14 protein-coding genes and 3 tRNA genes are annotated in these 13,009 nt (G+C 59.9%); 10 read left to right on the top strand and 7 right to left on the bottom strand.

Features of this window, described 5'->3' with window-relative positions; genetic code table 11:
• Positions 1 to 87: 87 nt before the first annotated feature.
• From GGR20_RS01795 to GGR20_RS01805, 3 genes are all read left to right on the top strand, one after another.
• Positions 88 to 1,125, top strand: a complete 1,038-nt coding sequence (locus GGR20_RS01795) for a LacI family DNA-binding transcriptional regulator (RefSeq protein ID WP_183309515.1) — start codon at positions 88 to 90, stop codon at positions 1,123 to 1,125.
• 63 nt (positions 1,126 to 1,188) lie between these two features.
• Positions 1,189 to 1,265 (top strand) — tRNA-Arg (locus GGR20_RS01800).
• Between the two features lie 146 nt (positions 1,266 to 1,411).
• Positions 1,412 to 2,113: an HAD hydrolase-like protein gene (locus GGR20_RS01805; RefSeq protein ID WP_183309516.1), complete on the top strand. Its 702-nt coding sequence runs from the start codon at positions 1,412 to 1,414 to the stop codon at positions 2,111 to 2,113.
• 3 nt (positions 2,114 to 2,116) lie between these two features.
• Here GGR20_RS01805 and GGR20_RS01810 read toward each other — a convergent pair whose 3' ends face one another.
• Positions 2,117 to 2,638: an ArsR/SmtB family transcription factor gene (locus tag GGR20_RS01810; protein WP_183309517.1), complete on the bottom strand. Its 522-nt coding sequence runs from the start codon at positions 2,636 to 2,638 to the stop codon at positions 2,117 to 2,119.
• Positions 2,639 to 2,791: 153 nt separating this feature from the next.
• Here GGR20_RS01810 and trhA point away from each other — a divergent pair, with 153 nt between their 5' ends.
• Positions 2,792 to 3,481, top strand: a complete 690-nt coding sequence (gene trhA, locus GGR20_RS01815) for a PAQR family membrane homeostasis protein TrhA (protein ID WP_338084708.1) — start codon at positions 2,792 to 2,794, stop codon at positions 3,479 to 3,481.
• On the opposite strand, the gene GGR20_RS01820 is transcribed toward trhA, so the two are convergent.
• Together GGR20_RS01820 and GGR20_RS01825 are read right to left on the bottom strand one after the other, a co-directional pair.
• The gene (locus GGR20_RS01820; protein WP_183309518.1) at positions 3,465 to 3,953 is read right to left on the bottom strand and encodes a DUF192 domain-containing protein; all 489 of its coding nucleotides are present in this window, start codon (positions 3,951 to 3,953) and stop codon (positions 3,465 to 3,467) included. The two genes, trhA and GGR20_RS01820, sit on opposite strands and share 17 nt — an antisense overlap.
• Positions 3,954 to 3,992: 39 nt before the next feature.
• Positions 3,993 to 4,613, bottom strand: a complete 621-nt coding sequence (locus GGR20_RS01825; RefSeq protein WP_420827416.1) for a cold-shock protein — start codon at positions 4,611 to 4,613, stop codon at positions 3,993 to 3,995.
• Positions 4,614 to 4,803: 190 nt separating this feature from the next.
• Between GGR20_RS01825 and GGR20_RS01830 the strand changes: the two genes are divergently transcribed.
• From GGR20_RS01830 to GGR20_RS01845, 4 genes are all read left to right on the top strand, one after another.
• Positions 4,804 to 5,226, top strand: coding sequence for a VOC family protein (locus GGR20_RS01830; RefSeq protein WP_183309519.1), 423 nt, complete (start codon positions 4,804 to 4,806; stop codon positions 5,224 to 5,226).
• 133 nt (positions 5,227 to 5,359) lie between these two features.
• A complete protein-coding gene (locus tag GGR20_RS01835) occupies positions 5,360 to 5,836 on the top strand; it encodes a YcbK family protein (RefSeq protein WP_183309520.1) in 477 nt (158 codons plus the stop codon).
• Between the two features lie 93 nt (positions 5,837 to 5,929).
• A tRNA-Glu gene (locus tag GGR20_RS01840) sits at positions 5,930 to 6,004 on the top strand.
• A gap of 48 nt (positions 6,005 to 6,052) precedes the next feature.
• Positions 6,053 to 6,127: transfer RNA gene (locus tag GGR20_RS01845), tRNA-Glu, on the top strand.
• Positions 6,128 to 6,305: 178 nt separating this feature from the next.
• Here GGR20_RS01845 and GGR20_RS01850 read toward each other — a convergent pair.
• Positions 6,306 to 7,232: a LysR family transcriptional regulator gene (locus tag GGR20_RS01850; protein ID WP_183309521.1), complete on the bottom strand. Its 927-nt coding sequence runs from the start codon at positions 7,230 to 7,232 to the stop codon at positions 6,306 to 6,308.
• A gap of 109 nt (positions 7,233 to 7,341) precedes the next feature.
• On the opposite strand from GGR20_RS01850, the gene GGR20_RS01855 reads away from it, so the two are divergent.
• Positions 7,342 to 7,785: a cupin domain-containing protein gene (locus tag GGR20_RS01855; protein WP_183309522.1), complete on the top strand. Its 444-nt coding sequence runs from the start codon at positions 7,342 to 7,344 to the stop codon at positions 7,783 to 7,785.
• A gap of 3 nt (positions 7,786 to 7,788) precedes the next feature.
• Complete coding sequence (locus tag GGR20_RS01860) at positions 7,789 to 8,589, top strand: glutathione S-transferase family protein (protein ID WP_183309523.1); 801 nt, start codon at positions 7,789 to 7,791, stop codon at positions 8,587 to 8,589.
• Between the two features lie 40 nt (positions 8,590 to 8,629).
• On the opposite strand, the gene GGR20_RS01865 is transcribed toward GGR20_RS01860, so the two are convergent.
• The 3 genes from GGR20_RS01865 to glpX all read right to left on the bottom strand — a co-directional run bounded on the left by GGR20_RS01865 (position 8,630) and on the right by glpX (position 12,998).
• Positions 8,630 to 9,877 (bottom strand): SAM-dependent methyltransferase, encoded by a 1,248-nt coding sequence (locus tag GGR20_RS01865; RefSeq protein ID WP_183309524.1) that lies wholly within the window; start codon positions 9,875 to 9,877, stop codon positions 8,630 to 8,632.
• Positions 9,878 to 10,104: 227 nt separating this feature from the next.
• Entirely contained in the window at positions 10,105 to 11,895 is a 1,791-nt protein-coding gene (recJ, locus tag GGR20_RS01870) for a single-stranded-DNA-specific exonuclease RecJ (RefSeq protein WP_183309525.1), read from the bottom strand.
• Positions 11,896 to 12,011: 116 nt separating this feature from the next.
• Positions 12,012 to 12,998: a class II fructose-bisphosphatase gene (gene glpX / locus GGR20_RS01875; RefSeq protein ID WP_183309526.1), complete on the bottom strand. Its 987-nt coding sequence runs from the start codon at positions 12,996 to 12,998 to the stop codon at positions 12,012 to 12,014.
• Positions 12,999 to 13,009: the final 11 nt, after the last annotated feature.

The raw sequence follows: 13,009 nt of genomic DNA on the forward strand, positions 1-13,009 counted from the left end.
TCAGGAGTTTCATACAAGCCTTGCGGACCTGTCAAGTTCGTTTTAGATCGTTTCCAGACCTGACAGCGAGAGGGGGCGCTGCCAGCGATGACAGATCCAAGAAAAACGCCGACAATTCAAGATGTTGCGCGTTTTGCGAATGTATCGACAGCCACTGTTAGCCGCGCCTTGTCGAGCCCCGACAGGGTCAGCGAGAGGACCCGAGCGCGTGTTTCCGAGGCAATTCGTGTAACCGGTTACACTTTGAACCAGGCGGCGCGCTCTTTGCGCCAACGCACAGCGAAAACCATTCTGGTGGCGCTTCCCGATATTCGGAATTCCTTCTTCTCATCGATCCTGGATGCTGTGGAGCGCGAGGCTACCAATCGGGGCTATGGTGTGCTTGTGGCCAACCTCTTTCTGGCGAGAGCACCGGCCCAAAGATTGCAGGATTACATGCTATCCAATCGGGCGGACGGATTGTTGCTGCTCGATGGCTCGCTGGACCTTCCCTCAATGCATGCCCTAGTCCGGCCGCCCCACTCCGTGCCCCTCGTCGTCGCCTGCGAGGAGATTCCAAACTCGGGATTTCACACCGTCCTGACGGACAATTTGTCGGCAGCAGAGCGCGCAACGCGTCATCTGATTGATCTGGGTCACCGCCAGATCGCTCACCTTTTAGGGCCTGAGAACAATGTAGTCGCACGTGACAGACTGGCGGGCTACACCAACGCCCTGATGCAGGCCGGTCTTTCGGTGCAGCAGCAGTGGTTGTTCCGCGGTAACTTCGAGGTGGAAAGCGGCTTTGCTGCCGCTGCACATTTCATGTCGCTCAATGAGCGCCCGACAGCCATCTTCGCCGCCAATGACGAATCGGCAATCGGCTTTCTGTCCGGTTTGCGCCAACATGGCCTGACTTGCCCGCGTGATATCTCCATGATCGGCTTCGATGACCTCGGGGTCGCCGCGCATTATACCCCGCCGCTGACGACCATGCGGCAGCCGCGAGAGCTGCTGGGGCGGATGGCCGCCGAAATGCTGATCGACCTCCTGGAGGATTCGGAGCATCGGCGCGGTCCCATGCGCATCGTCCTCAATTCCGAGCTTATCGTTCGCGAGAGCACCGCGCATCATTCACAACAATGAGCTAAGCGCATTTGCACCGGGGGTATGGCCATGGCGCAAAAATGGGTTAAACAGGCCCTGTTCGGTCCCGTAGCTCAGCTGGATAGAGCAGCAGCCTTCTAAGCTGTTGGTCACAGGTTCGAATCCTGTCGGGATCGCCACCTTTCCAGCATCTGCGCGCGCCGAAGCAAGTGCGAGGACGATTGAGCTACCACCAAAAAGGGTTGTCCGTGTTGACGAATTGCGCCAACCTGCGAATCCAATGGGGGCAAGTCCACTGGCAGATAACGCAAATCGACCCACAATCGTGTTGTTCGATCTCGATGGGACTTTGGTGCACCACGTAAATCCTCGTGTGTTGCAGATGCTGGAGTTCCTGGACGACTGCTCGCACCGCGGCGGTCGGCTTGTTGCGCGATTCAGACTGGCGCGCCGAAACCTGACGGTTCCGAATCGAAGCCCAAAACTCCTGGTTCATCGGGCAATTCACAAGGTTCGGCGCAAGAGTGTCGAGCAGATGCTCGAGCCGTGTGAAACAATGCGTGGTGTGTTGGAAAGGCTCTGCGCCGAGGGCGTGACCCTGGGCGTAGTCAGCAACGGGCTGGGAAGGGGCTATGGCCACGACGTCCTGCAGACCTTCGATCTCCAAAAGTACTTCAGCGCAGCAATATTCCGCGAGGATGTGTCGCGCGGCAAACCATGGCCTGATTCGATCGTTGCGGCGCTGCATGGACTCGGCCGCGACCTGCGGCGCAATGATGTGGTCTGGTATATCGGGGATCAGAGCAAGGATATCGGCGCTGCGCTGGCCGCCTCGCAGGTGATTGGCCAGACCATCCGACCCTTTGCCTTAGGGGCGCGGGCCGCACTCGGCGCGGTGGAATCGCGCCTGTCGCCCAGTCAGATCATGTGGACAGCGGCCGACTTCGAGCGAACGGTGCAGCAAACCTTTGATTTGCCTCAGTCAGAATCACCACTGATTTCCCCCCTGCCGGCGCCGCAAATCTGAAAATCAGAAGTCGAACCCCATCTGGTTCACCTCGGGCGACTTAGACGTACGTGGAGACTTGTCGACTTTCGGGGCGAAGAGCGGAGGTTCTGTAACGATAACATCGGGTACCTCTGCAGGTTCGGACTTCGTGGGCTTTGACCGGCGAGGTGTCGCGATCTTCCCGGTTTGGAGCCCGGTGGCTGGCTCCGACGCACTGGGCTCGTTCACCGGCGCCGCTATTTCTTCCATCGATCCGACCTCTGGCTCTCGCAAGGCAGTTGCATTGAGCCACTTCACTGCACCGGCAAGTTTGCCCGACTTAAGCGTGTAGTGGTTCTCGCGCCCTTTCTTGACCTCGACCACCAAACCGGCAGTCTTGAGGATGCGCAAATGACGCGAAATGGCCGGACGGCTGATGGAGAACGCGTCCGCCAACGTGTGAACGGGAACAGGGCCCGTCGTCAGGATCTCAACGATGCGGCAGCGCGTGGCATCCGCTAGAGCAGAATAGATGGCAATGGGGGGCTTTGAGCGTCTGGTCATGCCAACGGTTAGAGTAACGACAGCGTTACCCGTCAAGCCGCCCTGACACCAGCAAGGGATTGTTCACCAGGAATCTGTGTCTTCATCCACATTCGCCTCAACCGGAAAGAGATTGGTCACACCCGCGCCACACGATGAGGGCAAGGAGGACGGATGATGACCAACGCCGCCCATACTCAAGCCAGAATTGGCATGCGACTGCGACGGGCCTATTCCAGGGCCGAGCTTGTCGTGGATGCCATTGTCCACATCCTTGGCCTAGTGGTTGCGGTGGCGGCTGGATCCGTTCTGCTTGCCCTGGCGCTGCTGCGGACGGCCCCAGAGGCCTTCCCTGCCCTGGCCGTCTATGTCGTGACCCTGGTGGTCGTGCTCGGCGTATCGCTGGCCTTTAACCTGTGGCCCAATACGCCGGCCAAGCACTACCTGGCACGGCTCGATCAGGCGGCGATCTTCCTTTTCATCGCCGGCTCCTATACGCCGTTTCTCGCTGTACTGGGAAAGACGCCGAGTGGCGTGATAATGATGAGCTTGGTCTGGGGCGCTTCGCTGGTTGGGGTTGCCCTCAAACTGATCGTGCCGGAACGATTTGGGCGAGTTGCAATTCTGCTCTATCTGGCGATCGGCTGGAGCGGTGTGCTGGTGTTCCAGTCGCTGGGGCAGGCCCTGCCCTCGTCCACATTGTGGCTGCTGCTGGCAGGCGGCGTAACCTATTCCGCCGGCATCGTCTTCCACTTATGGGAAAAGCTGAAATTCCAGAATGCCCTGTGGCATGTGTTCGTGGTGGCCGGGGCAAGCTTGCATCTGTGGGCCGTCATCGACTGCATGGTTATTGCGCGGCTGTGATCCGCGGATGCTCGACCGTATCGCCTGCCGCTATACCCAACTCGTCCGAACGACCGCCGGGAATTTCCAGCACGAATTGAACCGGCCCCTCTGAGGGTATCGATGTGGTGTCGTGCGGGCGCGCATTGACGTGGATGTTCAGGATCGTGCCGTCCGCTTCGATGAACAGCATATCGAGCGGAATGAATGTGTTGCGCATCCAAAACGAGACTGGCCGTTCTTCCTGGAAATCGAACAGCATGCCCGCATCGTCTGCCAGTTCCTGACGATACATCAGCCCCTGAGCGCGGGTCTCGGGGGTGTCGACGACCTCAACGGTAAAAGCGTGGTCGCCGCTTTCGGACTGCACAACCAACCTGGTCTCGTCGCTACAGGCCGCGAGTGGAAGACTGATCAACACGGCTGATGCGAGTGCCGCAACGGCCCGCAGCGGTTGGTAGACCCGTCGGGTCGAAATCGGCGAGCTGTTCATTTGCGGGCAGTGTTTCCCTGATGTGAGACTAAGAGGCTCCTAGTGCGAGGATGGTGCCTCGCCCCAGCCATCGGGCCGAATTTCGGCAACCATGAGGCCCTTGGGGCCCTGACCATAGCGCACCAGTACGAATTGTCCCGGACGCAGTTCGGTGATGCCGAAGCGGCGCAGCGTCTCCATATGGACGAAGATATCCGGCGTGCCGTCGCCGGCAGAGAGGAAACCAAAACCACGTATGCGGTTGAACCACTTCACTTCCAGTCGCACCATGCCCGAAGTGGCTTCGACAACGACATGGGTCCGGGGCGCCGGCATTTGCGATGGATGGCGGGCGGTGGATTCGTCCATGGAAACAACCCGGAAGGCCTGTAAGCCACCGGGACGATTCAAGGCCTCAACGACAATGCGCGCGCCCTCATAGGCGGTCTGGTATCCATCGCGACGCAGGCAGGTCACGTGCAGAAGTACATCGGCCATGCCATTGTCGGGAACGATAAAACCGAAACCCTTACCCGCATCGAACCACTTGATCGTGCCCGCAACCTCTATGGTGTCGCTGGCTGGCTGATGGTTGCCCCCCATATGGTCGTCACGCAAAGATCCGCCCGACTGTGTCAGGTTGATGGCGTCACGACCCTCGCCACTGCCTTTGGCCCCCATTTTCCAAACGCCTTTTCACTCGCCCGCTACAAGCGGGTACTCCTCACTAGATTTATGTAGTCTCGCCGATTCAGAGGCAAAAGTTAAGAAGGTCTTTCGATTTTGTTGACAGGTGCCTTTGCGGTGTTGTTGCGGGGCAAGGTTGGGCTTGGTAGGCCTGGACCGCAATACACAGCCAGAGGAGACTGCCTTGAAATATCTGCACACGATGGTGCGCGTCACCGATGTCGAGGAAAGCCTTAGGTTCTATTGTCAGGGCCTGGGCCTCGAAGAGGTGCGCCGCACCGACAACGAAAAGGGCCGCTTTACCCTGATTTTCCTCCGCGCGCCGGGCGACGAGGGCGGTGAAGTCGAGCTGACCTATAACTGGGATCCCGATCCGGAACCCTATACCGGTGGTCGCAATTTCGGACACCTGGCTTATCGGGTGCAGGACATTTACGCCCTCTGCCAGCACCTTTCCGACATGGGCGTCACCATCAACCGCCCGCCGCGCGACGGCCATATGGCCTTTGTGCGCTCGCCCGACGGGATTTCGGTCGAACTGATCCAGGACGGCCATCTCGATCCCAAGGAGCCCTGGGCCTCGATGCCCAATACCGGCTCCTGGTAGCTCTCTGCCAGAGTTAAGTTTTCGCTAACCGTGCCGATTAGCGCCCGGTTAGCGAAACCGCTCTAATTTTAGCGACCGAACCCCAATGCCCATTGCCTGTTGCGCAATCGCGACACGCCACGGGAAGGTCGCCATGTCACGTCAGCTTCGTTTCTTCACCGTCACCATCGCCACCGCCCTATTTCTGGCCGGGTGCCTGCCCATGGCCATGTTTGCCAGCGGCAGCGGTGCGGGCTATTCGGGTCTGAAGCAGGACTGGGGTACCTATGTCAGTTCCAAAAATGTGAATGCACTGTGCATTTCGCCAAAGCTGCGATTCGTCATTTGGGAGTTTGAAGGCCGGTTCGGCCGCAAGGTCGTGATGAATTCGGGCTATCGGAACCCGTTCCACAACGCCTCGGTGGGCGGCGCCGACAATTCCTATCACACCAAGTGCATGGCGGCGGACTTCTACATTCCCGGTGTCTCCAAGCGAGACCTGATCGCGTTCGCCATGACGGTGGACGGCGTTGGTGGCCTCGGCTGCTATCCCGGCCGGACTTTTATCCATGTCGATGTGCGTGACCGGCCCCGCGGCTATCGGCGCCCGGTGACCTTCTCGGGCTGTTGATAACTCGGTCCGACGAAAAAAAGCATACGGGATCAACGCAAACGGGGTTGCACAATCAAAAGCACCCCATTATACGACGGCCATCGCGCTGATGCGCCCTTCGTCTATCGGTTAGGACGGCACCCTTTCACGGTGCAGAGAGGGGTTCGATTCCCCTAGGGCGTACCACCTTCCCCCTGCTTGCAGAGGCATGTGGCAAGGCAAAGCGATGACCGTGCGCCCATCGTCTAGCGGTCAGGACGACGCCCTCTCACGGCGTAAACAGGGGTTCGATTCCCCTTGGGCGTACCAAGCTTTCCCATCCTCGATGAACTGGCTCCCGTTGCCGCGCAGCCGCCATCACTGGCGCCTCCCCGAAACTACAGCGCTGCGATTCTGCGATGAAACGGTCGTCGCCTTAAACTCCATTCCGTCCCTCGCGGAAGGACGCATTTGAGATCGATGATAGACGGGCACAGCGGACAGATCTTCAGCGGTCCAGAGCACGCAATAAGGTAAAAACTCGTTCCCGCATCCAAGCCGCTAGCGGCGCTTTGTCGAAGCGCTTATGCCAAATGCCAATGATCAAAGGCGGGTCGATAGGCATTGGCGGCTCGAAGGTCTGAAGGTCAAAGCTGTCGGCGACATCGATCGCAAGCTGCGCGGGAACAAGTGCAATAAGATCGCTTTCTCGCACGGCGCGGCAAACGCCCGAAAAAACAGGAACAGACATTGCTACGTTCCGCTCCCTTCCAACCTTGGCGAGCGCGGTGTCGCCCATGGCCGCAAAGTTGCCTTCAGGCGAGAACAAGACGTGGTGTAGCCCGCAGAATACGTCGAAGGGCATGACCTGACCTGCCTTCAGGCCCGCGATCCCCGGGTTTGCTCTGCGGGCGATGACAAGAAATGGCGAGCCAAAGAGCCGCTCATGCATGACCCAGTCTGGCAAAGTCGTTTCGGGGATCAGCGCCAAATCCGCGTTGCGGCGTTCGAGGCTGGCCACGTAATCGCGCGGTACGAGATCAACAAGTTGGGTCCGGATGCCGGGCGCCTCACGCTGCAGCAAGTCGCCTAGCCGGGGCATGAGCAGTTCGGCAAAGAAGTCACTCGCCGCGATGCGGAACGATCCCTGGGCAGTTGCCGGATCGAATTGAACAGCCGGTGAAAGCAATGTTTCGATCTGCTCAAGCTGCTCCCGGACGGGGACCTTCAGTCCTACCGCGTAGTCCGTCGCCACTAGCCGATTGCCCTGTCGCACAAAAAGTGGATCGCCAAGTGCATGGCGAAGGCGTGACAAATTTCCGGAGACAGCGGACTGAGACAGTCCAAGCCGATCCGCGGCCTTTACGGTCGAGCCTTCCTGAAAAATTGCGTCTAGCACACGCAAAAGATTGAGGTCGAACGTCGCGAAATTCATCTCAGCGATATCCGCTATCGAGGAATACACTTTGGGCAATATCGTGGCCCGGGGCTATAGTCCTGTCAACGAAAGCGCTTTCGTTTCAGTCCAGATCAGGAGTGGAACGATGAAAGACCTCACGGCAGATGACGACGTCATCGAATGGCTCGGGTTCAGGTACAAGACTATCCTCTCCCCTGACCAGACGGGCGGGACCATGTCGATTGTCGATAGCTGGTGCCCGGCAGGCAGCGGGCCGCCACGCCATGTCCATGAAAACGAGGATGAGACCTTTGTCCTGGTTTCGGGGGCTTGCAAATTCTGGCTCGAAGGCGAGGAATTCATTGCTCAGCCCGGGGAAAGCGTTTTCATCCCGCGCGGCTCGAACCACACTTTCAAGGCAGTGGATACCGAACCCTCACGGCATCTGGTGATCCTCACCCCAGGCGGGTTCGAAGGATTCTTCGCCGACATGGCGGCTAGCCAGTTCCGCATTCCCGAGGACATGCCCGCGGTCGAACAATCCGCCAGCCGTCATAATCTGCGCTTTACCGGACCACCACTGGATTAAACTATGACCTCCAAGCACATCGTCTATCACATCCCGGTCTGTCCATTTTCCCAGCGGCTCGAGATCATGCTGGCGCTGCGGGGGCAGAGTGACGTGGTAGAGTTCAAGGTCGTCGACATTACCAAGCCGCGCGACCCCGAGCTTCTGGCCAAGACGCGCGGCACCACGGCGCTTCCCGTGCTGGAGACGCCAGACGGAACGATCGTGAAGGAAAGCCTCGTCATTTTGCGCTATCTCGACGAGTTGCTGGAGGGACCCATGCTGCGGCGCCCGGATCCGGTCGAGCATGCGATCGAGTCAATGCTGATCGCGCGTGAGGGGCCCTTCACGGCAGCTGGCTATCTCTTCGTGATGAACCAGGACCGCGAAAAGCGGGATAACCATGCGGAAAGGCTGCTGGCGATATTTCGCGATATCAACGATTTTCTAAGCCAGTACAATCCCCATGGTCCTTACCTGTTTGATACGTTCGGGCTGGCCGAGGCTGTCTTTACGCCAATGTTCAAGCGCTTCTGGTTTCTCCAGTATTATGAGGACTTCGAGCTGCCGCACGCCGCCGAATATGGCCGTGTGCGTGCTTGGCGTGACGCCTGCATCGCGCATCCAGCGGTTCAGCAAGTCACCAAAGAGGAAGTCGTTAAGCTCTACTACGACTATGCGCTCGGCGCAGGCAATGGTGCTCTGGTACAGGGCCGTTCCGTCTCAAGTTTCGCGTTCTCACCACACTGGCGGGACCGTCCGTGGCCGCCGCGAAACAAATATGCCGCGACCGCAAGCGATCGTGCCCTGGGGCTTATCGCTTGAGCCATATTGCGGCCGCGATGCGAGACCATGGACTTCCAGGCTAGGCAGCCGGTTCTGCCGGCCGGCGATACTGATAGATACCCACGTCGATGGCGCCCTCGGTAAACCCGGCTTCGCAGTACGACAGATAATAGACCCATTTGCGCTTGAAGGTTTCGTCATAGCCAAGCGGCGCAATCATCGGCCAGCGCTCCAGGAAACGCTCGCGCCAGAGACGCAGGGTGCGCGCATAGGACTGGCCGAAAGTTTCCACCTGTTCGAGCACCAGACCATAGCGGGTGCCAAACTCTTTCATCACCGTCTTGGTCAGCAACATGCCACCGGGGAAGATATAGCGTTGAATGAAGTCCGGCCCGGCCCGGTACCCGTCGAAATCAGCCTCGTTGATGGTGATAGCCTGAATGGCGGCGGTACCGCCGGGCTTAAGGCGATCATGCAAGGTCTGGAAATAGCTCGGCCAGTTGTCTTCCCCGACTGCCTCGATCATTTCGATCGAGCCGATATGGTCAAACTGCCCCTGGGTGTGGCGATAGTCTTCGAACACGAGGGTCGCATATTGATCGAGCCCCTGCCTCTTCAGTCGTTCCAGACCGAATTTCAGCTGCTCGGCTGAAAGGGTGATGCCGCGAAGATTGGCTTTATAGTCGCGTGCAACCGTCTCGGCAAAGCCACCCCAGCCACATCCGATTTCGAGAACCGAAGCCCCCTCGCTGATGCCGGCCATATCTGCAACGCGGTGATATTTTGCCAGTTGGGCCTCTTCGAGACTTTGGTCGCCGGAGGTGAAGACCGCTGATGAGTAGGTCATCGAGGGATCGAGCCATTGGCCATAGAAATCATTGCCGAGATCGTAGTGCTCCGCGATGTTTTTCTTAGCGCCTTCAAGCGTGTTGCGACGAGAGAGATGATAGTGCAAATCGGCCGCTGCACGACGGAAGAAGCCTTTGCCGGCCTGATCGAACATGTCCCGGTTCTGCAGGAAGAAGCGGAAAAGCGCGGTAAGATCGTCCGATTCGATATCGCCATTCATGTAGGCTGCAGCGAACCCAACTGTGCCGCGCTGCATGGCCTCGGAAATCACCTTGAAATTGTTCAATCGCAGGGTGGCATGCTCGCCGGCATTGCCCTGGCCCACTGTGCGGGTGCGGCCATTGGGAAACACCACCGTCAGCGAGCCGTGCATTGGCTTGCCGATCAGGGAAACTCCAACCTGCTCCACCAGCCATGATGTCAAGTGCGTCCAGCGCGAAGCGCCTGTCTGAGAGTGTTCGACGGCTGTTTTTGTCATGGTGCCGCTTGGTCCAACCTTAGCAAGAAATGGCGGCGCTACGCGTGCCCGTCGCCAAGCATATTTGTCAGAAATGTCCTGCAGGAGAGGCGTCGCCTCCCACAGGACACCGAAAGATAGTTTAGTCTTCGCAAATGGATATGCAAGTCGCCTGTCGTTTCCAGGCGCTCTGCCGGTCCATATGCCAAGGCACTACGCATGCGATATGGGAACGGATCGGTGCGTGATCAACGTGGTAGGCGGGCAATGTCGATCAGGCGGAATTGGGGCTGTTCGCGGCCCTGGTAGTGATCGACGGACAGGCCGCCGACAAAATGCAGCGGGCCATCGCCATCGCGCATCAAGGTATCCCCCAGGGCGGTGCCTGCGGCCCGGAAGGCGATGGCCTTGAGCTTGGCGCCATCATCAGATGCCAGCGAAAAACTGATGTGCCCGCCCTTGCCTACAATCTGGGGGAAACGGGCGCGGTGAGCGGGAAATGCGAAGACGGGCGAAGGATTGCCCGCTCCATAGGGCCCCGCCCGCTCCAGATTGCGCAGCAGATCAATATTGGCACCGCGCGCAGTCAATGCCGCGTCGACCTTGAGCGCGGAGGCCGCGCGCGCCACCCCGACACTGGCACTGAGCCTTTCGGCGAGGAAAGCGCGGAACGACCCAAGATCGCCGGGCCGCAAGCTGACACCGGCCGCCATGGCATGACCGCCACCCTTTGGGATGATACCGGCCTCGACCGCCGCAATAACCGCGCTGCCCAGATCGACGCCCGGCATCGACCGGCCCGAGCCTGTGCCGGTACCATCGGGATTGAGGGCAATTGCGAAACTGGGACGCTCGAAGCGCTCGCGTAACCGCGCGGCAATCAGTCCCACCACGCCCGGATGCCAGTCGGCAGAGGCCAGAACCAGGACGGGCGGGCCTTCGCCACTACCGATCTCGGCTTCAGCGGTTGCGGCGGCCTGTTCAACGGCTTCCACTTCGATGCGCTGCCGCTCGCCATTGAGCTCGTCGAGCTGCGCGGCGATGACCATGGCCTGGTGCTCGTCGTCCAGGGCGAGAAGGCGTGTTCCCAATGCCGCGTCGCCAATGCGGCCCCCGGCATTGATGCGCGGGCCGATGAGAAAGCCGAGATGATAAGGGTTGAGCGGCCCACTGGCGCGCGCCGCCAGCGCCAGGGCCGAGAGGCCGGGCTTTTCGCCGCGCCGAGCGACCTCCAGCCCCCGGACCACAAAGGCACGATTAAGTCCGGTCAGAGGGACGACGTCGCAGATGGTGGCCAGCGCTACCAGATCGAGCAGGCCCAGCAGATCGGGCAAGCCGGTATCGCCACGGTTACGCAAGGTGCGATTGACTGCAACCAGAACCATGAAGGTGACACCGGCGGCGCAGAGATAGCCCAGGCCCGAAATATCATCTGGCCGGTTGGGGTTGACCAGGGCATTTGCGGGGGGAAGGTCGTGATCCACCAAATGGTGGTCGATGACCAGAACATCGGCACCTTTTTCGCGGGCGTGGGCGATGGGTCCTTCGCTGGTGGTGCCACAATCGAGCGTGATGATCAGGCTGGCACCGGCGTCGATCAGCTTGTCCATAGCGGCGCTATTGGGACCGTAGCCCTCAAAGATCCGGTCGGGAATGTGAACCTGAGGCTCGATACCGAAATGTCTTAGGAATCGCGCCATCAGGGCGCAGGAACAGGCGCCATCCACGTCATAATCGCCAAAAAGCGCGACGGACTCATTGTCCGTTATGGCCCTCGCCAGCCGTTCGGCGAGATCGTCCATGCCGGTCATGGTCGACGGATCGGGCATCAGCGCCCGGATGGTCGGCTCGAGATAGCTTTCGGCAGCCTCAAGGCTCACGCCCCGCCCGGCCATGATGCGCGCCAGGATATCCGGAATCCCCGTCCGCTGGCCAATGGCCGTGGCATTGCGCGCCGCGCCCGTGTCCAGACGATCGACCCAGGCGCGGCCGGTGACCGATTGGGTGATGTCGAGAAAAGGACGCGGGGTTTCGGGCATGGGCGAGGATTACGGGATTTCAGATTGGGTGGAAAGGGGTTGGCGGCGAAGAGACCCCTCATCCGCCCTTCGGGCACCTTCTGCCACAGGGGAGAAGGGTGGCATCGCTCGTGCCGCTACCGCGCGTGCCGCGCCTTGATCCAACGCGTGGTCTGGCTCCAGCTGCGCATGACGACGGTCGAGGTTTCAACCCAACCGCGCCGCAGGCGGACGCCCTCGGCGAGTGAGCCGTCGGTGACGCCTGTGGCCGAAAACAGCACGTCGCCGGAAGCCAGCTCGGTCACATCATAAATGCGATTGGGGTCGGTGATGCCCATGTCCTTGGCATGCATGCGCTTGTCCGGGGTGTCGAGAATGAGCTTGCCCTGCATCTGCCCGCCAATGCAGCGCAAGGCTGCCGCGGCCAGAACGCCTTCGGGGGCGCCGCCGGAGCCGAGATAGATATCCACGCCGGTGTCAGCCGTGTTGACGGCATGGATGACGCCGGCAATGTCGCCATCGCTAAGCAACTTGACCGAAACGCCAGCTGTGCGCAGCTCTTCGAGCAGGCCGCCATGACGCGGACGATCAAGCACAATGGCGGTGATTTCGGAAATCGGCACGCCCTTGGCCTTGGCCAGCGCCTTCACGTTCTCGGTCGCTGACCATTCGATATGCACGGTTTCGGGCGAGTATTCGGCACCGATGGCGATTTTGTGCATGTAAACGTTGCGGGCGACGTTGAGCAGGCCACCGCGTTCGGCCATGGCGAGCACAACAAGCGAATCGGGCTGGTTCTTGGCGCAGAGGGTGACGCCTTCGAGCGGATCGACGGCGATGTCGACTTCTGGCCCCTGCCCCTGCCCCACGGACTGGCCGACAAAGAGGTCGTCGCATTCATATTGTTCGCCCTCGCCGATGACTATGCGGCCGGATATGGCGAGTTCGTCAAGTTCGGCTTTCATGGCGGCGACAGCTGCCTCGTCGGCGGCCTTTTCATTGCCCTTGCCGCGCCATTCAGCCGCAGCGATAGCGGCCCGCTCGGTGACGCGCACCATTTCAAGCGTCAGGGTGCGATGCAGATTGGCGGGATCCCGTCCGTTTTCGACCTTACTGAGCTTCATGTTTCCCCCTG

Origin of the sequence: Devosia subaequoris, assembly GCF_014197055.1 — a bacterium.
In the GTDB taxonomy this organism is placed as follows: domain Bacteria; phylum Pseudomonadota; class Alphaproteobacteria; order Rhizobiales; family Devosiaceae; genus Devosia; species Devosia subaequoris.